The following is a 21,009-nucleotide window of genomic DNA, read 5'->3' on the forward strand; positions in this document are numbered from 1 at the left end:
AGCAGCCTAAACCTATGCGACAGACAGGTATTTTCGCGAACCTGTCCAAAAAGACAGGTCAATCTCTTCTCCTTCGGGTCGAATTCCGCAAAATGGAAACCACAAGCATGGGGCGAATAGACCTTTCGTATAGTTCGCGCCAAACGTGTTTCGCAAAATGCAATGCAATTTGCGAATCAAACGCAAAACAGAACTGTCAAATGTGCTTTTCCCCAAGGGGTTGATTCGCGCCCCGTCTACAAGGCCGCTTTACAGCCGTGCGCTCTCGGCTATCGTGCTGCGGTGCAACAGAACGAGGGGCAGATGCAGAGTTACCGGATCACCGAACGCGGGCAAGCGCCGCAACTGATGGATTGCCCCGCCCCCGGCACGCCCGGCACGGGCGAGGTGAAGGTAGAGATCGCCGCCTGCGGGCTGAACTTCGCCGATCTTCTGATGATCGAGGGCAAGTATCAGGACACCCCCACACCGCCCTTTACCATGGGGATGGAGCTTGCAGGCACGGTGATCGAGGCGGGGCCGGAGTGCGCGCTTACCCCCGGGACACGCGTCGCGATCTTCGGCGGGCAAGGCGGGCTGGCCGAGCAAGGCATCTTCCCCGAGCATCGCTGCACCCCGATGCCCGACACGATGGGTTTCGACGAGGCCGCAGCATTCCAGATCGCCTATGGCACCTCGCATATGGCGCTTGGCCTGCGCGGGAGGTTGCGCGCGGGCGAAACACTGGTCGTGCTGGGGGCTGCGGGGGGCGTTGGCCTGACGGCGGTCGAGATCGGCAAGCGGATGGGCGCGCGGGTCATCGCCTGCGCCCGTGGCGAGGCCAAACTAGAGATCGCCCGCGCTGCCGGGGCCGATGTGCTGATCGACAGCGAAACCCCCGAACTGAAAGCCGCGCTCAGGGCGGCAGGCGGCGCGGATGTGGTTTATGATGCGATTGGCGGGCCAGCGGGCGAGGCCGCCTTCGGCGCGCTCAAACGCGGCGGGCGCTATCTGGTGATCGGCTTTGCCTCGGGCAGCCAGCCCAAGCTGAAACTGAACCACGCGCTGGTGAAAAACCTCGAAATTCACGGGTTGTATTGGGGCGGCTACCTTGATTTTGCGCCCGAGCAATTGACCGGTTCGATGGCCGAACTGTTCAAATGGTTCTCGCAAGGCGGGCTAAAGCCCCATATCTCGGGCCGCTATCCGCTGGAACGCGTCGCAGAGGCGCTGGAGGATCTGCGCGCCCGCCGCTCGACCGGCAAGCTGGTGATAACGATGCGCTGAATTCGCGCGAAATTCGCCGCGCAGGCGCTTGAAATCCCCCCCGCCTGCGCCAATATGTCAAAGACTGCGGCGAATGGGCCGCAACAGGGATACATGGAGTGACCAATGGCTGAATTCGACACCCTTCACCGGACGCATGTCGGCGCACGGGGTGCCGCCATCGACGAAGGCCTGCGCGCCTATATGAACAAGGTCTACGGGCTGATGTCGGTTGCGATGCTGATTACCGGCGCCGTCGCCTGGGTTCTCGCCAATATGGCGATGACCACCGACCCCAACGCGGCCGCCGCGCAAATCGGTGCCAGCAAATACCTGACCAGCTTTGGCGTGTTGCTTTATACCTCGCCGCTGAAATGGGTCATCATGTTCGCGCCGCTTCTGGTGGTCTTCGGCTTTGGCGCGGCGATCAACCGCCTGAGCGAACAGGGCGCGCAGGGCGTGTTCTGGTTCTACTCGGCGCTGATGGGGGCGTCGCTCTCGTCGATCTTCGTCGTCTATACCGGTGTTTCGATCGCGCAGACCTTCCTTGTGACGGCCATCGCATTCGCCTCGCTCTCGCTTTACGGCTACACGACCAAGCGCAACCTGTCGGGGATGGGGTCGTTCCTGATGATGGGCCTTGTTGGCCTGATCGTCGCCTCGATCGTCAACATCTTCATGGCGTCATCGGCGCTGCAATTCGCGATCTCGGTGATCGGTCTGCTGATCTTCGCGGGCCTGACCGCTTATGATACGCAGAAGCTTAAGACCACCTATCTGCAACTGGCACAATCGGACAGCGAGTTTCTGGGCAAATCGGCGATCCTTGGGGCGCTGAGCCTCTACCTCGACTTCCTGAACATGTTCATGTTCCTGCTGCAATTCCTCGGAAACCGCGAGTGACGCGCAGAGAATAGCAAAATAAAACCCCGCCGGAGCAGCCCTCCGGCGGGGTTTTTCGTTAGTGGGGCGTGCGCTCGGCCTGAAACGCCTGCTGACGCGGCCCCCAGGTCGAACGGATATAGGCCAGAACGTCGTAGATCTGCGCGTCGCTAAGAGTATCCGCGAAAGCAGGCATCCCGCTGGCAAAATCCTTCAGCCCGCGCCGGTCCAGCGCCGCCGTGCCGCCCAGCTTGACATAGTCGAACAGCATGTCGGTATCGTGGTGCCATGTGTGCCCCTCGACCGAATGGGGCGGCGCGGGGAACACTCCGTCCTCCCCCGCTTCTTGCCAATTCGGCTGCCCTTCCAGATCGGCGCCATGACAGCTTGCGCAGGCCTCGGCATAAAGCGCCTGCCCTGCTGCCAGATCGCGCCCTTCGAACAGGTGACTGGCATGGGCGGGCGAGGCCAGCGCTATCGCCAGCGCCAGCCCGCCTGATCGGGTATAGCCGCCCATCCTAGTAAATCCCGTTCGCGGACTGGATTTCGCGCACATAGCGGGTGATGTTCTTCACATCGCCCCCCGTCAGCCCGTTTTGCGGCGGCATATTGCCAAAAGGCCAGTGGTGCGACTGCACTCCCATTTTCACCGCGCGCTCGAACGCCATATCGCCGTGATGCGAGGGCTCATAGATTTTGTGGATCAGCGGCGGCCCCATGCCCATCCGCCCCGTGCCGCTTTCACCGTGGCAGGCCGCGCAAACCGCGTCAAAAGCCTGTTTGCCCGCCTGCGCTTGCGCCGAGAACGCCTTGGGCTGGGCGACAGCGACGATCGGATCGCCCTTGGCAGGCTCCGAGGCCACGGTCTCGGTGGGTTGGTTCAGAAAGAAAGCCGCGCCAACGGCAAGCGCCGCGACCCCGGCCAGGGGAAGAAGATAACGTTTCATGTTTTGCTCATAAGGGATGTGCGGCGTTGTGCAGCCGCAGTTTATCGACAAGCCGACCATCCGGTCAGCGCGACAAACTCAGCCCCGTGGCGGAGGCGGATCGGGCGGCAGAACCGCCCCTACAGGCACGGTTGCCTCGACCGGAACGAAAACTATGGACTGTCCCATCGGGCGAAAGACCGGCGCCACGCGCAGCGGCACCCCGGCAGCGGCGCAGACAATGCAGGCCGCGCAACCGGAGTCTTCCGGCATCGGCATCTGGTCTGAATGTTCACAATCGGCGCAATCCATCCCCATCGCATGTGCCCCGTCAATGCCGGGCGCGCCCCACATCAGGGCGATCAGGCACAGAACAAGCAGGGCTTTGAGCAGGCGCAAGGGGCCGACCTTTCAGATTGCGTTCCCTTTCATCGCGCCAAGCAGCCGCCCTGTCAACGCGACACGAAGCTCCGCACACCAAGCTGTGAGATTATCCTTAGTATTTTTATCCTCTTTACAATTCTGATAATTTTTGTCAGGTTATTTTCATCGCGAGTCACTCAGGGAACCTGGCCCGCGCCGGACAGACAGGAGAGCACCATGAAACGCAGCGCATTGCCGCGCCTGACATCGCGTCGGGCCGAACACCCCACCGATCCGCCGCTGACGCTTGGCGACATTGTCGAGGCTCTGTGCGCCTCGATGCCGCCCGCGAATTCGGGGATCGAGTATTTCCTGGACAGGCTGGAGCGGCAGAAATGACCATCACGCAAAGCTTTACCAACGCCCTGCCCGCCCATGAGGCCGAACGCCTGTGCGCGGGCGGGAATCTGGCGAATATCGTGCATAACGGCCAGATCTACACCCTGCGCATCACTCGGCAGGGCAAGCTTATCTTGACGAAATAATCGCTGAGGCGAGCTATCTGGCGCATATCGGGAAAATCTGGAGCGGGTAGCGGGAATCGAACCCGCCCCATCAGCTTGGAAGGCTGAGGCGCTACCACTACACCATACCCGCCGCTCGTCCCCCTGATTAGCCGCCCGCCCGCCCCTGCGCAAGAGGCGATCCGGCGCAAAACGCCGAAACACATCCGCGCTCATAGCGGGGGAGATGAAGGCGGCACTGGCCTTACAGGAGGCCCACAAGGACGCCCTTTGCGGCCCCCTGGTGGTCTATCTCAAGCACGGGTCAACGGTTAACACCCTCACCGAACGGCAAACCATCCCGCCGGAAAGCCGTCTGCGCAATGGGAGCACAGGAATCCGATGCACGGGATCTATCGCGAGCTGAGGTCTACCGCGACATGATCTACGCAGAAACCGCGGCCGAGATCGAAAAGCGGCGCAAGGCGTTCCTGCGCAAGTGGCGGCTGAAGTGCCGGGCCGTTGCCGATAGTCTGGAGGAAGCTGGCGACCGGCTTTTCACTTTCACCCGCCTCGATCCCTCGCAATGGAAATCCGCCCGGACCACCAACGCCATCGAGCGACTGAACAAGGAGTTCCGCCGCCGCATCAAGACCCAGACCGTGCTGCCCTGTGCTGAAACCGTGCCGATGCTGCTTTGGGCGCTGCTCGCCTCTGGTCAAATTCAGATGCGCAAGGTCGACGGATGGGAACCCCTCTCTCAGCCGCTTGAACCCATGCCCCTTGTCCTCGCTGCCGGAAACAGCAATCCATCACATGCCTAAAGTGCGCCGCCAAAGATTTTCCACAGCATTCGCGACACGACCCGGCTGTCAGCCATGGCTCCGGCAATCGGGGCCGCCAGCACAGAGGGCAACAGCTCCAGCGTGGCAAGCAGACCCAGAACCGATGTCGAGCCTGTCAACTCCCAAGCCAGCCAGAACACCGTGACATGCTGCCCCCATGTCCCGATGATCGAGAACAGGCTTCCGGCCAGATAGGCCAGCGACTGCGGATGCCGCAGCGCGCCAAGCATCACTGCGCGGTTTGCGAAAACATCGGCGCGCCGGAAATGCCCAGTTCCGCGGGGAACTCTGCTTTCAGGATGCTTCCGCTGTCGGACTCGGTGATGAACAGGGTGCGGCCATCGGGGCCACCGAAGGCACAGTTTGTGGTGCCAAGTCCGCGCGGCGAGCGCACCACCGCAATGGGGCGGCCAAGCACATCATGCACCCAGACAAGGCCCATGCCCGTCTGGCACACGACCACGCCCCCAGCCGAGGTCAGCGCCAGACCATCCGGCCCCGCGCGCCCGCCCGAAAACTGCAAGAACAGCCCCGCCTTGTTCACCCGCCCCGAGGGCGACAAGGGCAAACGCCAGACCGCATTGGCGCGGGTCACAGCCAGAAACAGCACATGCTCGGCCAGATCCAGCACCAGCCCGTTCGGGCTTGGAACCTTGTCGATCAGGCACGACAGCGCTCCGGTTTCGGGTTGCCAGCGCCAGACCCGACCGCTTGGATCTTGCAGGCCGGTTTGGCCCTGATCGGTGAAATAAAGCGCGCCATCGCGGCCGAAATGCAGGTCATTGCAGCCCTTGAAGCCTTCGGTGTCGGCATCGGCCAGCGCGGGCGTCACCGCCCCCGTTTCCGGATCAAGCTGCATGATCCCGTTTTGGAAATCAGCCAGAAAGATGCGCCCGTCCGAATGGATTTTCAGACCGTTCGGCTGCCCCTCATATTCCGCGATCTGCGAGATGTGGCCCGAAGGCGTCGCCCGGAAAACCCGCCCAAAGGGGATATCGACGAAATACAGGTTCCCCTGCCGATCAAAGGACGGGCCTTCCAGAAAGCTGTCCGCCGCCTGCCCACGCCGGTTTTTTTCGGCCCAGTACGAGGGCTGGCCGGTGCGCCGCAATTCGGCAGGCAGTTCGGTGAAAACCTCGGCGTCGATGATGACGGGTTCCGGGAAAGGGTAGGTATGGGTCATCCGAATGTGAACTCCGGCAGGAATAGCGCGATTTGCGGGACCGCGATCAGCAGTAGCATAAAGGCGACGATGATGATGAAAAACGGCAAAGTGCCCATGATCACATCCTCAACATTCACCTCGCTGGACGAGCTGGCCACAACAAACAGGATCACGCCAAGCGGCGGGGTAAGCTGGCCAAGCTCGACCAAGATCACGACGAAGACGCCAAACCAGATCGGGTCGACGCCAAGGGCCACCAGTGCCGGAAAGATCACCGGAACGATGATGGCGATCATCCCCAGCCCTTCCATGAAGCAGCCAAGGATCGCAAAGACCACCATGATAATCAGCAAGAAGGTGAGGCGCGACACCTGCGCATTCTCAAGCGTGCCGACCAGTTCCTCGCCAATCCCCGACAGCGCCGTCGCATAGGCAAAGATCATCGAGGTGAAGACGACAAACAGGATGTTGCCGCTCATCGAAGCCGTGCGCGCGAGCGCATCCTTGATCAGCTTGAGGCTGAGCTTGCGATAGATCGCGGCGATCAGAATGGCGCCAACTGTGCCAACAGCCCCTGCCTCGGTGGGCGTTGCAAACCCGCCATAGATGCTGCCCAGAACGATGGTAATCAGCATCAGGAAAGGCACAATATCCAGAAGGGCGCGGCCCAGATCACCTGCGGATGCGCGGGTCTCAAGCTTGGGGGCCAGCGACGGATTAATCAGAACGCGCGCGATGATGAAGCCCATGTAGCACAGCGCCAGCAATATCCCCGGAACAAGCCCCGCCGCGAACAGCCGCGCGATAGAGGTTTCGGTAAAGGTGGCGTAGATGATCATGGTGATCGAGGGCGGGATCAGAATACCAAGCGTGCCGCCCGCCGCCAGCGATCCCGCGACCAACCGGCGGTTATAGCCGCGCGCGGAAAGCTCTGGCAGGGCAACGGTGGACATCGCTGCCGCCGTCGGGGCCGAACCGCCCGAGATTGCCGCAAAAATGCCGCTGCCTGCGATGTTGGTGTGCAGCAATCCGCCCGGCAGCCGCCGCATAAAGGGCGCAACGCCATTATAAAGGCGCGTGGACAGCCCCGAGCCAAGCAGGATTTCGGCCATCAGGACAAACAGCGGGATCGCCGCAAGGGTAAAGCTGTTCGCCGCACCCCAGCTGACGATGCCAAGCGCTTTCCAGCCGCCAAATCCTTTGAGCAGCCAGATATAGGTCAGACCCGCGCCTGCGACTGCAAACTGCACCCACATGCCGCCGAGGATCAGCCCGATCAGAAGGCCGAAGGCCAAAATCGCTTCCATCAGCTTTTGTCCCCGGATTTGCGGAAGGTCAGCAGGAACTGCTCGACCAGAAAGAAGCCAAGGACAGCAAAGCCCAGAGGCGGAATAAGTTGCGGCACCCAAAGCGGCGTGCGCAAAACGGTGGGCGCGAATTTACCGCGCGCGAACGAGCTGAGCGTCAGGTCTTTGGCCTTCCACGCAAGGATCACGCAGATCACCAAAGCAATAATCACAAAGATACGTGTTGCCCAACGGCGCGTCGGTGCCGACCATCTGTCCATCAGGAAATGCACCTGAAACATGGCCGACCCGCGCAGCGCCAGAGCGGCACCGAAAAAGGTTATGAAGACGACGCAGTAGCCCGTCAGCTCTTCGGCAAACCCCAAAGAGTAGTTGAAGGCACCGCGCAAGAAGGCTTCGACACAGACAAGGACCACCAGCGAGACCAGAACCGCGCCGGTCAGCAAGCTAGCCCCTTTGGCGACCACATCGAAGAGTGGACCGGCCGAAGCCGGTCCCTTGTTTGTATCAGGTTGCATTTTACTTGCCGATGGCGGCGCGGACGGTTGCCAGCGCGGTCTCATACTCGGGGCCGTTTTCCTTTGCCCATGCTTCCCAGAACGGAGCCAGCTTGGCATTGGCTGCCGCTGCATCGCCGTCAGCCATGGCGACAAGCGTCATGCCAGCCTCGGCTTGCGATTTCTTCTGGACGTCTTCATCCACAAGGAATTCAGCAGTGGTTTTCGGGCCTTCTTCGGCAACGATCGCGCGCAGGGTCTGCTGCGTTTCCGGCGAAAGGGCCGCAAAGCTGTCAGCGTTCGCAATGATCATCGAGTTGCCGTAGTTCACCGCGAAACGGTAGTTATACGGCAGGAACTCGTGCCAGTTCTTGGCGCCACCCGCACTTGCGGTCACGACACCCTCGATCACGCCACGTTCCAGCGAGGTCGGCACTTCCGACCCCGACAGGGTGATCGGCGCGCCGCCGAATTCCTCGATGAACTTGCCCTGCTCGGGCGAGGTCACGCGGATTTTGTGGCCGTTCAGATCAGCAAGGCTGTTGATCTCGAAAGTGGTAAAGATCGTCTGCTCGGGGTAGCGATAGCCGCCCAGCAACACAACGCCTTGTGCGGCGAATGCGTCGACCAGCGCCGGCTCCATCGCGGCATAGGCTTTGGCCCATTCGTCGTCGTTCTCGATCAGCATCGGCAGGTTAAGCACGCGTGCCAGCGGAACGTTGCCCGAGAAGAAGAAGTCGGCCGCCATATCGACAACCCCGTCGCCTACAGCCTGCGTGATGTCAGCCGATGCGATTTGCAGGGTTTTGCCAAGGTGCAGGTCGATCGTCAGATCGCCATTGGTCTCTGCCGCAGCGCGCTCGGTGATGCGGTTCATGCCCTTCACCGCCGAGGTCGAGGACACCGACGAGTAGGTGTAAGCGGTCCAGTTGTCCGCGTGGGCAACAGTGGTCGACAGAGCAATGAGCGCTGCCGCGCCGAGGGTCTTAAGGGTCATAGGTTTTCCTCCGGGTTTTCAGTTATATCGGGAGGTGGGTGGTTTCGCCCACCCCCGTTTTTTTCAACAGTTCATCCTGCCTTGCGGCGTGCGATGAAGCGCTTTTTCAGAGTCGGCCCGACGACAACAGCGACCGTCAGGGCGACCAGAATGAGGCTTGTTGTATTCTGGAACAGCACGAGCCAATCGCCACGGCCAATCCGCAGGGCTAGGCGCAGGTTCTCTTCGGCGAAGCCCCCAAGGATCAGCCCCAGCACAACCGGCGGCAGCGGAAACTTCAGTTTGTCCATCACCCAGCCCACAGCCCCGAAGCCAAGCATCAGATAGACATCGAACATGCGCCCGTGGATCGAATAGACGCCGATCAGCATCAGCACGATGATGACCGATCCCAGCAGCGGGCGCGGCAGGTTCAGCAGACGCGCAAAGCTATTGGTCGCCAGCGAACCACCCAGCAGGATCAGAAGGATCGCACCGAACAGGAACTGCCACATGAAGCCGAACACGATGTCGGGGTTGTCGCGGAACAGCATCGGACCGGGTTGCAGCCCATGCACCAGCAAACCACCCAGCATCACCGCCGCAACAGCCGTGCCCGGAATACCAAGGGTCAGCGCAGGGATCAGGGCCGATGCGGTGTCGGCGTTATTGGCCACTTCGGCGGCGGCAACGCCCTCGGGTTCGCCCTCACCCCATGTTTCGGGGGTTTTCGAGGTCCGGCGCGCCTCGTTGTAGGACATGAACGCCGCCATCGAGCCACCAGCACCGGGCAGAATACCAATCCAGATGCCAATCAGCGAGCCGCGCAGCCATGTTTTCCAGTAACCCTTCATGCGCGGCAAAGCCTTCCACATGGACTCGGTGCCCAGTTTTGAGCTGTTCACACCGGTTTTCAGCGGGGTTTCCAGCAGGTCGATCACCGGCGGCAGCGCGTAAAGGCCAACCAGCAGGATCACGATATTGATCCCATCAAGCATTTCGAGCTGACCAAAGGTGAAGCGGTCATTGCCATAGATCGGGTCCGACCCGATGACCGAGACAAACACCCCGAAACAGGCCGAGATCAGCCCTTTGATCGGGTTGCCGCCGAGCAGGAAAATGATCGAGGCAAGGCCGAACACCGCGACCCAGAACACCTCGGACGGGCCGAACAGCAGCGTGACCTTGGACAAGGGCGGCGCCAGCAGCATTAGCGCAAACGCAGAGGCGATGCCGCCAAAGGCCGAGGAAACAACCGCAACCTGAAGCGCGTAACCGCCCTCGCCCTTCTGGGCCATCGGATAGCCGTCAAAGGTTGTGGCAACCGCCGCAGGCGTGCCCGGTATGCGCAGCAGAACGGCAGGAATAGCCCCGCCATACATGGCACCGTTATAGATGCCTGCCATCAGGCCAAGCGCCACCAGCGGCTCCAGTCCGAAGGTGAAGGGCACAAGAACCGAGATTGCCATCGTCGCGGACAGCCCCGGCATGGCGCCCACTACGATACCTGCAATCACGCCGATCACGACGGCGACAAAATTCGTCAGGGCAAAGACGTCAGGCAGAGCATGAAACAGATCGGAATACATGGGAACCTCAGTTCTGCCACAGGCGGCCAGTGGGGAAGTCTTGCGACATCCCGAAATCGAAGATCAGCCAGATCGTCCCCACCACGATGCAGGTCGCGACAGCAAGGCCCACCGCGCTGCGGTAGCCAAAGACCCAGGCAACAAGGGGGATAGTGACGGCGGTGCTGGCATAGAAGCCAATGAAATCGGTCGAAAGCGCATAGGCGACGACAAGAGCAAAGGCACCGATCACGCGCTTGGGGGATTGTGTCATCGGGGTCGCATGTTCACCCGCGCCTGCCTTGCGTTGGTCGCTCAGCAGCAGGGCAAGCGACAGCACGATCAACCCAAGCAGCATAGCCGCAGGCAGCAATGCCGAGATGGCCCGCAACTCGAATGAGGGGATCAGGAAACCGGCGGCGACCAGAATGATACCAAGCGCGGTCAGGGTTTCGGGCCTGAGCAGGCGGTTTGTGCGATTCTCGGGCATGGGGGTGGCTCCAAAGCGGGTTTGGGATGCGCGAGGGACTTACCGCCCCTCGCGCAGATTATTGCCTTAGTTCCAGGGCGTGGTTTCCCACACACCTTTTGCAAGGTCATAAAGGTCAGAGGTCAGCGTCTTGAAATCGTCGCCGGTCACGACTTCCACGGGGTTGGCCGTAGCTGCCATCGCAGCAAGGAATTCCTGATCGCCCGCAAGCTTGCTGAACGCGTCCATCAGCTTGGCTTTGGCGTCGTCGGGAAGACCCGCAGGCGCGATGAAGCCACGCATCGAGCCGTTCACCAGATCAAGACCCTGCTCTTTGAAGGTCGGCAGGTCAGGGGCGAAGGGCGAGCGCTCTTTGGTAGCCACGCCCAGAACATTCAACTGGTCCTGAAACTCTGCCACTTCCGAAATGTTCAGGATGCCCATCGCTACGTGGCCACCCAGAAGCGCGGTGCGCGCAGGCGCCGAACCTTTGAAGGGGACGATGGTGAACTCGGTCTCGGTCGCGTTTTGCAGCTTGATCAGCGCGAAGTGGTCGTCACCCCCGAGGCTCGACATGGCGACGGTAATTGCGCCCGGATTTGCCTTGGCGTCAGCCAGCAGCTTGTCCAGCGTGTCCAGCCCGCTGTTCTTGGCGGTCACGATCACGTTGGGATCGTTCACCACGTTCGCAAGGTAGGTAAAGCTGTCACGGTCGTATTCGGCCTCGCGGTCGATGGTGCGCGCCATCATGCCCGGCAGGTTGAACGTGCCAAGCGTATAGCCGTCGGGGTTGGAATGCGCGGCCTCGGTCACGCCGATCTGGCCCGAGGCGCCCGGCATGTTCTTGACCACAAGGCTTGCGCCCTCACCAAGATATTTCTCGATGAACGGGGCCGCGGTGCGCGCCATCACATCGGTGCCGCCACCTGCGGAATAGCCGACGATCACCTCGATCGGCTTTTCCGGATACTCGGCCACAGCGGCCCCTGCGGACAGAACCATCGCGCCAACAAGCGCGGTCTTCTTGAAAATGGTAAGCATGTTACTCCTCCTTTGCATGCGGGATTTTCAGGCTTCGGGCAGGATGCAGCCGCGCTCTTTCAAGGCGCGGTCCACCCAGCTCCGGTCGTTGGTTCCGGCTTCGATCGCAGCCATCTGCTTGATCTCGGCTTCGGATTTGGCTTGGGTTTTCTTCAGGATGTCTTCGGCCTCGTCGATGGACACCGCCAGCACCCCGTCGCTGTCACCGATCACGATGTCGCCGGGGTTGATCACCATGCCGTCGATGGCAATGGGCACGTTGATCTCGCCGGGGCCATCCTTGTAGGGGCCGCGATGCGTGACGCCTGCGGCATAGGTCGGCAGGTTGGTCTCGCGGAAATTGTCCACATCGCGGATCGCACCGTTCAGCACGAAGCCGACAACGCCTTTCTTGATGGCATAAGCCAGCATCAGCTCGCCCATCAGCGCGTTGGAAAGGTCACCGCCCGCGTCCACGACAATCACATCGCCCGGCACGGCCATATCAATGGCCTTGTGCAGCATCAGGTTATCGCCCGGACGCGCCTTGACCGTCAAAGCAACCCCGGCCATGCCACCCTTGGTGTGCATCGGGCGAAGCGTCGGACCGGCGGCAGTCATGCGCGACATGCAATCCGACACATTCGCGACGGGCAGCTTAGCGTAGGCCGCGACCAGTTCTTTCGATGCGACACGCTCGCGGGTCAGGATACGGAAGCCGATAGGCATGGTTATTTCTCCACGTTTTCAAGCGGTGCCTTCGCGGCATCCAGAAGCTTGCGATTGATGATGCGCTCGGGCGGAACGGGCTTGCCTTCCAGGATCTGGAAAATCCCGCGCACGGCATCGACACCGACGCGCGCGCCTGCCTGACGCGTGACCCCGCCGATATGCGGCGTCACCACGATGCGCGGCTCGGCAAAAAACGGGTGATCTGCGGCAGGAGGCTCGATTGCGAACGTATCAAGCCCTGCCCCCGCCAGATGGCCGCCTTGCACCGCAGCCAGAAGCGCCGCTTCGTCGATCAGGCCGCCGCGCGCGGTATTGATGACAAAGGCGCCTTCGGGCATCCGGGCGATGGCCTCGGCGTTCAGGATCTGGCGCGTCTGTTCGGTCAGCGGGCAGTGCAGGCTGAGGATATTCGACTGCGTAAGCAAGTCCTCGAAGCTTGCGCAGCGGGTAACGCCAAGCGCCTCGAACGCGCTGTCAGGGGCGTAGGGATCATAGCCGATCAGCCGAAGACCAAGCCCTTGGGCAATCCGCCCCGTGGCCTGCGCAATCGCGCCCATACCCATCAGGCCCAATGTCTCGCCTGCGATTTCTCGCCCCGAGAACCCCGGCTTTTCCCAACGGCCCGCGCGCAGCCCGGCGTCCAGCGGCAGTATGCGTTTGGCACAGTTCAGCAAGAGCGCAATCGCGTGCTCGGCCACCGATACCGCGTTCGCGCCGGTTGCGACCAGCACCGGAATGCCACGCTCGGCGGCCGCGGCGATGTCGATATTATCCACGCCGACGCCGTGCTTGGAGATCACCCGCAGCTGCGGTGCCGCGTCCATGACATTGGCGTCCAGACGCCCCATCCGCGACACGATCCCGACCGCCCCTGTCTTTTTCAGGAATTCCGAAATCACCTCGCTGTCAGCGTAAGGCGGCGTGTGTACCGTCTCATAACCGTGCTCTGCCACCAGCTTGGCCGCCGACGGATCAAGATCAGGACCGGTTACAAGAATGGTCTTGCTCATCGTGCATATCTCCTTGGCCCCTCTGTCGTCGGGGCGCCGCGCTTCATTCATTTGTGCAAAGGTCGCATCCGGCTCCTCGACCGGCGGCGACTCTCCTCGTTGGAAAGGCACGTTAATAAAAAGAAATGCTTTTCAAAAACGCGTAATTCTGGTTATCAAATTAAGCAAAACTGGATTTAAGGATGGATACCAGACAGCTTAAAACCTTGCTGGCGATTGAATCGCACGGCACCTTTGCACAGGCGGCAGACATCGTCGGGCTGACGGCATCCGCCGTTAGTCAGCAAATTCAGGCGCTTGAGACCGAATTGCGGATTTCTATCTTTGACCGCAGCTCGCGTCCGCCGAAGCTGACGCCACAAGGCACCCAAGTGATAGAAATGGCGCGAGACATCCTGCGCCGCGAAGAGGACACCAAGGCAAGCCTGCGGGGCGACCTGATTGCCGGAACGCTAATGCTGGGCTCTGTTCGCTCCAGTGCGCTGAACCTGCTGCCCCGCGCTGTTGTGCAGATGCGCAGCCGTTATCCGGCGCTGAAAACCAGCCTGCGGGTATCGCTGTCATCCACATTGATTGCCGATGTCGCCGCCGGTCGGCTTGATGCGGCGATTGTGGCAGAGCATGTCGGGTTTCCAAGCGCGCTACGATGGAGCCCGTTCCTGCGCGAACCGCTTTGGCTGATTGCGCCGGAAGGGACCGAGTTGCGCGACCCGATCGAGCTTTTGAACACCCGCCCCTATATCCGGTTTCGCAGCGCCGTCCCGCTGGCCAATCTGATCGACACCGAAATTTCCAGACTTGGTGTCGTGACGAACGATGTGGCCGAGATCGACACGATCGGATCTATCGTGACATGCGTCCGGCAAGGGCTTGGGATTTCGGTCGTGCCGCATGTGGCCCTGCAAGAACCTGAAGACTCCCGCCTTCTCCGCATTCCCTTCGGGCAGCCTCAGATCAACCGCCAGATCGGGATCGTCGAACGCACTGTCTCGCCACGCGGAGAGATCATCTCGCGTCTGCATGCCGTTCTGGCCGAGCTTTGCGCAGAGCATGGTGTCGTTCGGAAGGCCATCGAAAGTTAGGGATCGCTTTCCGCCTTAAATCATCGTGCACGCGATTTGGCGTCATGGAACCGTGCAGGATCAACACCCGAAGCAGGTCCTCTTCCTCGAACCACCGCACATCGCAATAACGGCCGTTGTAGCGCGTCGCAAAATGCGAACGAACGGCGTCGCTGAACGCATCTTGCACGCCTGAGGGCCATGATTACAAGCTCCTGTCATGGTGCTGCTGCGGGCTAACAGCCGCGAGAGGCATCGGAAGCAAGTTCACTTCGGCAAATTCCACGCATGCCGCATTGAGGCACTCGGCCTCGGCCGCGTCTCCTTTGGCTGTTTCAACCTGCGCCGAGGCAAATCGAGTTTGCCCTCAAGCTCGGTGATAAGCGCCCTCGCTTCTTGAACCCGGGCGTCGATGAAATCACGGTTTGAATGGTCGCGACGCTCGCCAAGCGTCGCCGCAAGGTCTGCTTTGGTCGAAGCCAAAACATTCGCGATATCGTTCCGGCGCCGCGCAGCAATGCGCAGTGCCTGACGCCTTTCTTCATTTATCGAAGCAAGATGAGCAAGTCTTTCTCGGGTATCAAACTGCATGGCGTTGGCCTCCTATCGCTTGGAAGCTGCCAGCAATGCCCGCCGGAAAAAATTGCTCGTTTTTGAAACGAGCAATTGACAGACAAGAGAATTATCGCCGCGCGGGCTTCACCAATCGCCGAAAGGCCTCGTATTTCAAGATAGGCTTCGCCATACCCTCAGCGCGCAACTTTTGGAGCACCCAGAGCGGACCGGCCAACCCGCTATCTATGTGGCGCGGCGGGGAGTCGGGTGATGCTTCAAACTCACGACGGCTCAGCCTGAACTGTTCCAAGATTTTCGTGTGGATATCTCGCACTGATTTGCCGCCCCTCTCGGCCCGCAGCCCGTTGTAATAGTCGCGCCTGCATTTCTTGTGGCAGAAGAGCTTTTCAGCGTCACGTCGCGCGGGATGGTCTCGCCACAGTGCAGGCGATGACGCTCGCCCACGCCGTAGCGGTTCGCCACTTTTTGCGAAGCATACGCCCCATTCGACTAGCGCGTGTTGACCCCCGATGAGGCATATGCCAGCCAATCAGAACCAATGAGGACGGACGAAAGCGGGGCCATCACGCCCCGCTATCGCTGCGCGGCCTGCCAGTCTCCATGCACCCAAGGCTCGTTATTCACCGCAGACAGCGAGCGGCCCAGGATATGGTCCGCCATCTTCTCGCCCACCATGATCGAGGGACCATTCAGGTTGCCATTGGTGATCCGCGGGAAGACCGAGCTATCAGCGACACGCAAGCCCTGCACGCCGATGACGCGCCCCTCGGGGTCGACCACCGCGCCCGGATCATCCGCCGCCCCCATGCGCGCCGTGCCGCAGGGGTGATAGGCGCTTTCGGCGTGCTCGCGGATGAAGGCGTCGATCCCGGCATCGCTTTGCACGCGCGCCCCGGGCTGGATTTCGTGCTTCACATGCGCGGTCATCGCCTCTTGCGCGAAAATTTCGCGGGTCAGGCGCACCACTTTGCGGAACTCGTCCCAGTCGTCGGGATGCGACATATAGTTGAAGCGGATCGAGGGCGCATCCTTCGGGTCGCCCGAACGCAGCGACACCCGCCCGCGCGATTTCGACCGCATCGGGCCAGTGTGGACCTGAAACCCGTGCCCCTCTGCCGATGCTTTGCCGTCATAGCGCACGGCGATCGGCAGAAAATGATACTGAATGTCAGGGTATTCGACCCCCTTGTCCGAACGGATAAAGCCGCAGGCCTCAAACTGGTTCGACGCGCCAAGCCCCTTTTTCGTGAACAGCCATTGCGCCCCGATCAGCGCCTTGCCCCACAGGTTCCAATAGCGGAACAGCGTGATCGGCTGCTTGGCGGCGAATTGCATATAGACCTCAAGGTGGTCTTGCAGATTGCCACCCACGCCTGCGCGATCTGCGATCACGTTGATACCATGCTCGGCCAGATGCGCGGCAGGGCCGACGCCCGACAGCATCAACAGCTTCGGCGTGTTGATCGAGCTTGCCGCCAGAACGACCTCGGCACGCGCGCGGATCACCTTGACCGCGCCGCCCTGCTCGACCTCGACACCGATGGCGCGGGTGCCGTCAAACACAACCTTGCGGGCCAGTGCGCGCACGATCTGCACACGCCCCGACTTCATCGCTGGCCGCAGATAGGCGTTGGCCGTGGACCAGCGCCGCCCCTTCCAGATCGTCGCTTCCATCGGGCCAAAGCCCTCTTGCCGGTAGCCGTTATAATCGGCGGTATAGCCATAGCCCGCCTGCTGACCGGCCTCGATAAAGGCCTTGAACAGCGGGTTCTTGCGCGGCCCGCGCGTGATATGCAGCGGCCCCTTGTCGCCACGGAACGCAGGGTCGCCCCCGTCCGCGCCGCCGTGCCAATGCTCCATCCGCTTGAAATAGGGCAGCACATCGGCATAGCCCCAGCCGCGCGCGCCACTTTCGGCCCAGTGGTCGAAGTCGCGCGCATGTCCGCGCACAAACACCATCCCGTTGATCGAGGACGACCCGCCAATCACCTTGCCCCTCGGCGTGACCAGACGGCGCCCGCCAAGGCCCGGCTCCGGTTCCGACTGATAGCCCCAGTCGTAAACGCCCATGTTCATCGGGTAAGACAGCGCCGCCGGCATCTGGATAAACGGCCCCGCGTCCGTGCCGCCATGCTCGATAATCAAGACCTGCTTGCCGGCTTCCGCCAGCCGATAGGCCAAAGCCGATCCGCCAGAGCCTGCCCCGACAATCACATATTCCGCTTCCATGACGTTCCGCTTTCGACTTGTGGTTTCCAAAAGGGGCTTGGCGCCCGCTTAATAGGGGCTATCGACGGGGTTCAGCCCGACATAGACCGCCTTGACCTGTGTGTAATGCTCGATAGCCGCGCGCGAGTTTTCGCGCCCAAGCCCCGAGGCTTTGACCGCCCCGAACGGCATCTGCACCGGCGTCAGGTTATAGGCGTTGATCCAGCAGGTGCCCGCCTGCAACTGCCCGATCACCCGATGCCCGCGCGCAAGATCGCCCGTGAACACCCCCGCCGCCAGCCCGAACTCGGTGCCGTTTGCCCGCGCGATCACCTCCTCTTCGGTCTCGAAATCGAGAACCGACATGACGGGGCCGAAAATCTCTTCGCGGGCGATGGTCATCTCGTCGGTGACATCGGCAAAAACGGTCGGCTGCACGAAAAGCGCGCCCTCATTGCCCGCAGCACCACCGCAGACCAGCCGCGCGCCCTCGGCCTTGGCGGTCTCGATATAGCCCAGAACCTTGTCGAATTGCGTGCGATTCACCAGCGGCCCGAATTGCGTCTCTGCCACCAACGGATCGCCCGCGACAATCGCGCCCGTGCGCTCGGCCAGACGCTTGAGGAACGTCTCCTTGATGCCCTTTTGCACGAAGACCCGCGTCCCGTTCGAGCAGATCTGCCCGGACGAATAGAAATTCGCCAGCATCGCCGCCCCGATGGCATCCTCGATCGAGGCGTCATCAAAGATAATCAGCGGCGACTTGCCGCCCAGCTCCATCGTGACATGCTTCATGCCCGCCGCAGCCGCCGCATAGACCCGCGCGCCAGTGGGCACGGACCCCGTCAACGATACCTTCGCCACGCGCGGATCGGTCGCCAGTGCGGCTCCCACCGCGCCGAAGCCCTGCACCACGTTGAACACCCCCGCAGGCATACCGGCTTCGATGAAAATCTCGGCCAGTTTCAGCGCGCCGAGGGGCGTGACCTCGGATGGCTTGAACACCATCGCGTTGCCGGTCGAAAGCGAAGGCGCGGCCTTCCAGCAGGCGATCTGGCTGGGATAGTTCCACGCGCCGATGCCGACGCAAACCCCCAAAGGCTCGCGGATGGTATAGGCGAAATCACCGCCCAAGGGGATCGTTTCGCCTGTCAGCGTCGGCGCCAGCCCCGCGAAATATTCAAGGCTGTCCGCGCCCGAAGGCCAGTCCGCGACCTCGGTTTCCTGAATCGGCTTGCCGGTATCAAGCGTTTCAAGGCGCGCAAGCTCTGGCCCCCGTTCGCGGATAATCATGGCGGCACGCTGCAACACCCGCGCGCGGTCCACCGGGGCCAGCGCAGCCCAGTCCTTTTGCGCGCGCCCGGCCGAGGCTATCGCGCGGTCGATCACCTCGGGCGTGGCGGCGTGAAGGCGCGCGATCACCTCGCCCGTGTAGGGATAGGTCACGACAATTTCGTCACCATCCGATTCAACATACGCGCCGTCGATGAAATGGCTGGCTTTGGGTTGCGCGCTAAGCATGGGCGTCTCCGGTAGGTTATTCATTTGGCTGGATTATTCGCCGCGCGGGAAGCGCTGGCCTTCCTCCAGAACGTTCAGGTCCATGTGGTTGCGCATGTAACGCTCGGACGCTTTCTTGAGGGGCTGATAGTCCCACGGGAAATAGGCGCCATTGCGCAGCGCCTCGTAGACGACCCAGCGGCGCGCCTGCGACTGGCGCACCTCGGCGTCATAGGCGGCCAGATCCCACATCCCTTCGGCCTCGGCTTTCAACGTGGCAAGCGTTTCAGCCGAGGCCGGTTCGGTCGCAAGGTTATTCATCTCATGCGGATCGGCCTCGAGGTCGAACAGCTGATCGGGGTCAAGCGCACAGAAATTCGCCTTGTATTTGCCCCGCCGCAGGCTGACGAGCGGCGCATAAGAGCCTTCGGCAGCATATTCGACGCGCACCGGCGCCTCGCGCCCCTGCCCGTTCGCCAAAGGCACCAGCGAAATCCCGTCGGTCCACGGCATCACTTCGGACAGGTCGATCTGCGCCAGATCGCAAACGGTCGGCAACACATCCAGCGTCGAGACCGGCTCTTCGTAAAGCCCCGCCTGCACACCTTCGGCGGCCACCATCAGCGGCACGCGCGACGAGCCTTCAAAGAAGCTCATCTTGAACCATGCGCCGCGCTCGCCCAGCATATCGCCGTGATCCGAGACAAAGACGATGATCGCCTCTTGCCGCGTGGTTTCCAGCACCTCGAGGATTTCACCGATCTTGTCGTCGATATAGGAAATATTCGCGAAATAGGCGCGGCGCGAGCGTTCGACATCGGTGTCCGTAATCTCGAAATTCGCCATATCCGAGGCGTGGTAAAGCCGCTGGCTATGCGGGTCCATCTCGTCAAAGGGGATCGGCGCGACCTCGGGGTGCAGATGCGCGCAATCCTCGTAGAGATCCCAGTATTTCTTGCGCGCGACATAGGGGTCGTGCGGGTGGGTAAAGCTGACCGTCAGGCACCACGGGCGTTCGTCATGGCCACGCGCCAGATCATAGAGCTTGCGGCACGCCTCATAGGCGACCTCGTCGTCATATTCGAGCTGGTTGGTGATCTCGGCCACGCCCGCACCCGTCACCGAGCCCATGTTGTGATACCACCAGTCGATCCGCTCACCGGGCTTGCGGTAATCCGGCGTCCAGCCGAAATCGGCGGGGTAGATGTCGGTCGTCAGGCGTTCCTCGAACCCGTGCATCTGGTCGGGACCGACGAAATGCATCTTGCCCGACAGCGTGGTCTGATAGCCCGCGCGGCGCAGATGGTGGGCATAGGTCGGGATGTCCGAGCAAAACTCGGCCGCGTTGTCATAGACCCGCGTGCGGCGCGGCAATTGCCCCGACATAAAGGACGCCCGCGCCGGTGCGCACAGCGGGCTGGCGGTATAGGCGTTGCGAAACCGCGCGGACCGCTTTGCCAGCTTTTTCAGGTTCGGCGCATGGAGCCACTCTGCCGGCCCGTCGGGAAACAGCGTCCCGTTCAGCTGATCGACCATCAGGATCAGGATATTCGGGCGGGTCATTCAGTCCTCCAGCTCATGCATAAGGGTATCAAGGACAAGCGAAATCGCCGCCGTCCGGTCCAGTCGGTTGCGCGCGGGCGCAAGGGCGGCGCGCAGGTAAAGCCCGTCGATCTGCGCGCCAAGCGCCTCGGCGACGCGCGGCGCGCGCGCGCCCACCAGCGGGCGCAGATCGTAGATCAGGTTCGAGGAAAGCCGTCGGTGATAGACCCCCAAAAGCCGCCGCGCCTCGGGTTCGGTCTGGGCCAGAACGTAAAAATTCAGCCACGCGCTCACCACCTCGCGCCGGAACGACCCCGCCGCGAACGACGCATGGACGATGGCCTCGACCCGCTCGCGATTCGTCGTGGCCGCAGCCAGCGCGCCGCGCACCTCGGCGCCGAAGATCGTCAGCACATGGCGCATCGTCGCCAGAAAGATTTGCTCTTTCGACCCGAAATAATGGTGCGCCAATGCCGAGGACACCCCCGCCCTACGGGCGATCTGCGCGACGGTGACCTCAAGGGACCCCCGCACGCCGATCTCATGGATGGTTGCCTTGACGATATCGGCTCGTCGTTTAGGTTCTGCGCTGACCTTCGCCATCGGTTTTCCCA

The 21,009-nt window shown here is 61.7% G+C and carries 23 protein-coding genes, 1 tRNA gene and 1 pseudogene; 6 read left to right on the plus strand and 19 right to left on the minus strand.

Going from position 1 to position 21,009, the window contains the following annotated elements:
* Positions 1-303 precede the first annotated feature (303 nt).
* Both RYZ20_RS04955 and RYZ20_RS04960 read left to right on the plus strand, forming a co-directional pair.
* The gene (locus tag RYZ20_RS04955; RefSeq protein ID WP_317670927.1) at positions 304-1,266 is read left to right on the plus strand and encodes an NADPH:quinone oxidoreductase family protein; all 963 of its coding nucleotides are present in this window, start codon (positions 304-306) and stop codon (positions 1,264-1,266) included.
* Positions 1,267-1,371: 105 nt separating this feature from the next.
* Positions 1,372-2,148 (plus strand): Bax inhibitor-1/YccA family protein, encoded by a 777-nt coding sequence (locus RYZ20_RS04960; RefSeq protein WP_317670929.1) that lies wholly within the window; start codon positions 1,372-1,374, stop codon positions 2,146-2,148.
* A 58-nt stretch (positions 2,149-2,206) separates the two neighbouring features.
* On the opposite strand, the gene RYZ20_RS04965 is transcribed toward RYZ20_RS04960, so the two are convergent.
* From RYZ20_RS04965 to RYZ20_RS04975, 3 genes are all read right to left on the minus strand, one after another.
* Positions 2,207-2,644, minus strand: coding sequence for a c-type cytochrome (locus RYZ20_RS04965; RefSeq protein WP_317670931.1), 438 nt, complete (start codon positions 2,642-2,644; stop codon positions 2,207-2,209).
* A gap of 1 nt (position 2,645) precedes the next feature.
* Positions 2,646-3,074, minus strand: a complete 429-nt coding sequence (locus RYZ20_RS04970) for a c-type cytochrome (protein WP_317670933.1) — start codon at positions 3,072-3,074, stop codon at positions 2,646-2,648.
* A gap of 78 nt (positions 3,075-3,152) precedes the next feature.
* A complete protein-coding gene (locus RYZ20_RS04975) occupies positions 3,153-3,452 on the minus strand; it encodes a hypothetical protein (RefSeq protein WP_317670935.1) in 300 nt (99 codons plus the stop codon).
* Between the two features lie 201 nt (positions 3,453-3,653).
* On the opposite strand from RYZ20_RS04975, the gene RYZ20_RS04980 reads away from it, so the two are divergent.
* The gene (locus RYZ20_RS04980) at positions 3,654-3,815 is read left to right on the plus strand and encodes a hypothetical protein (RefSeq protein WP_317670937.1); all 162 of its coding nucleotides are present in this window, start codon (positions 3,654-3,656) and stop codon (positions 3,813-3,815) included.
* Positions 3,812-3,961, plus strand: a complete 150-nt coding sequence (gene hemP, locus RYZ20_RS04985; RefSeq protein ID WP_317670939.1) for a hemin uptake protein HemP — start codon at positions 3,812-3,814, stop codon at positions 3,959-3,961. The genes RYZ20_RS04980 and hemP overlap by 4 nt, the downstream gene beginning before the upstream one ends.
* A gap of 38 nt (positions 3,962-3,999) precedes the next feature.
* Here hemP and RYZ20_RS04990 read toward each other — a convergent pair.
* Positions 4,000-4,073: transfer RNA gene (locus tag RYZ20_RS04990), tRNA-Gly, on the minus strand.
* A 271-nt stretch (positions 4,074-4,344) separates the two neighbouring features.
* On the opposite strand from RYZ20_RS04990, the pseudogene RYZ20_RS04995 reads away from it, so the two are divergent.
* Positions 4,345-4,743, plus strand: a pseudogene (locus RYZ20_RS04995) (transposase); the annotation flags it as partial.
* Here the strand turns inward: RYZ20_RS04995 and RYZ20_RS05000 are convergent.
* The 10 genes from RYZ20_RS05000 to RYZ20_RS05045 form a co-directional block, all read right to left on the minus strand.
* On the minus strand, positions 4,740-4,994 hold the full coding sequence (locus RYZ20_RS05000; RefSeq protein WP_317670941.1) for a hypothetical protein: 255 nt from the start codon (positions 4,992-4,994) through the stop codon (positions 4,740-4,742). The pseudogene RYZ20_RS04995 and the gene RYZ20_RS05000 overlap by 4 nt on opposite strands.
* On the minus strand, positions 4,994-5,947 hold the full coding sequence (locus tag RYZ20_RS05005) for an SMP-30/gluconolactonase/LRE family protein (protein ID WP_317670943.1): 954 nt from the start codon (positions 5,945-5,947) through the stop codon (positions 4,994-4,996). Before RYZ20_RS05005 ends, RYZ20_RS05000 begins: the two co-directional genes overlap by 1 nt.
* On the minus strand, positions 5,944-7,236 hold the full coding sequence (locus RYZ20_RS05010) for a TRAP transporter large permease (RefSeq protein ID WP_317670945.1): 1,293 nt from the start codon (positions 7,234-7,236) through the stop codon (positions 5,944-5,946). Before RYZ20_RS05010 ends, RYZ20_RS05005 begins: the two co-directional genes overlap by 4 nt.
* On the minus strand, positions 7,236-7,754 hold the full coding sequence (locus RYZ20_RS05015; protein WP_317670947.1) for a TRAP transporter small permease: 519 nt from the start codon (positions 7,752-7,754) through the stop codon (positions 7,236-7,238). Before RYZ20_RS05015 ends, RYZ20_RS05010 begins: the two co-directional genes overlap by 1 nt.
* A gap of 1 nt (position 7,755) precedes the next feature.
* On the minus strand, positions 7,756-8,730 hold the full coding sequence (gene dctP, locus RYZ20_RS05020) for a TRAP transporter substrate-binding protein DctP (RefSeq protein ID WP_317670949.1): 975 nt from the start codon (positions 8,728-8,730) through the stop codon (positions 7,756-7,758).
* Between the two features lie 71 nt (positions 8,731-8,801).
* Entirely contained in the window at positions 8,802-10,298 is a 1,497-nt protein-coding gene (locus tag RYZ20_RS05025; protein WP_317670951.1) for a tripartite tricarboxylate transporter permease, read from the minus strand.
* A 7-nt stretch (positions 10,299-10,305) separates the two neighbouring features.
* Positions 10,306-10,767, minus strand: a complete 462-nt coding sequence (locus RYZ20_RS05030) for a tripartite tricarboxylate transporter TctB family protein (RefSeq protein WP_317670953.1) — start codon at positions 10,765-10,767, stop codon at positions 10,306-10,308.
* A gap of 66 nt (positions 10,768-10,833) precedes the next feature.
* On the minus strand, positions 10,834-11,787 hold the full coding sequence (locus RYZ20_RS05035; RefSeq protein WP_317670955.1) for a Bug family tripartite tricarboxylate transporter substrate binding protein: 954 nt from the start codon (positions 11,785-11,787) through the stop codon (positions 10,834-10,836).
* Between the two features lie 27 nt (positions 11,788-11,814).
* Positions 11,815-12,495, minus strand: coding sequence for an RraA family protein (locus RYZ20_RS05040; protein WP_317670957.1), 681 nt, complete (start codon positions 12,493-12,495; stop codon positions 11,815-11,817).
* A gap of 2 nt (positions 12,496-12,497) precedes the next feature.
* Entirely contained in the window at positions 12,498-13,508 is a 1,011-nt protein-coding gene (locus RYZ20_RS05045) for a hydroxyacid dehydrogenase (protein ID WP_317670959.1), read from the minus strand.
* Between the two features lie 182 nt (positions 13,509-13,690).
* Here RYZ20_RS05045 and RYZ20_RS05050 point away from each other — a divergent pair, with 182 nt between their 5' ends.
* Entirely contained in the window at positions 13,691-14,590 is a 900-nt protein-coding gene (locus RYZ20_RS05050) for a LysR family transcriptional regulator (RefSeq protein ID WP_317670961.1), read from the plus strand.
* A gap of 246 nt (positions 14,591-14,836) precedes the next feature.
* Here RYZ20_RS05050 and RYZ20_RS05055 read toward each other — a convergent pair whose 3' ends face one another.
* The 5 genes from RYZ20_RS05055 to betI form a co-directional block, all read right to left on the minus strand.
* Entirely contained in the window at positions 14,837-15,160 is a 324-nt protein-coding gene (locus RYZ20_RS05055; protein ID WP_317670963.1) for a hypothetical protein, read from the minus strand.
* Positions 15,161-15,718: 558 nt separating this feature from the next.
* Positions 15,719-17,374: a choline dehydrogenase gene (gene betA, locus RYZ20_RS05060; RefSeq protein WP_317670965.1), complete on the minus strand. Its 1,656-nt coding sequence runs from the start codon at positions 17,372-17,374 to the stop codon at positions 15,719-15,721.
* Between the two features lie 48 nt (positions 17,375-17,422).
* Positions 17,423-18,874: a betaine-aldehyde dehydrogenase gene (betB, locus tag RYZ20_RS05065; protein ID WP_317670967.1), complete on the minus strand. Its 1,452-nt coding sequence runs from the start codon at positions 18,872-18,874 to the stop codon at positions 17,423-17,425.
* A 33-nt stretch (positions 18,875-18,907) separates the two neighbouring features.
* Positions 18,908-20,416 carry a choline-sulfatase gene (gene betC, locus RYZ20_RS05070; RefSeq protein ID WP_317670969.1) on the minus strand — a complete coding sequence of 503 codons (1,509 nt, stop codon included), beginning with the start codon at positions 20,414-20,416 and terminating at the stop codon, positions 18,908-18,910.
* Positions 20,417-20,998 carry a choline-binding transcriptional repressor BetI gene (gene betI / locus RYZ20_RS05075; protein WP_317670971.1) on the minus strand — a complete coding sequence of 194 codons (582 nt, stop codon included), beginning with the start codon at positions 20,996-20,998 and terminating at the stop codon, positions 20,417-20,419.
* Positions 20,999-21,009 lie beyond the last annotated feature (11 nt).

The sequence above is a fragment of the Pseudothioclava alba genome, assembly GCF_033100795.1.
Taxonomy (GTDB): domain Bacteria; phylum Pseudomonadota; class Alphaproteobacteria; order Rhodobacterales; family Rhodobacteraceae; genus Pseudothioclava.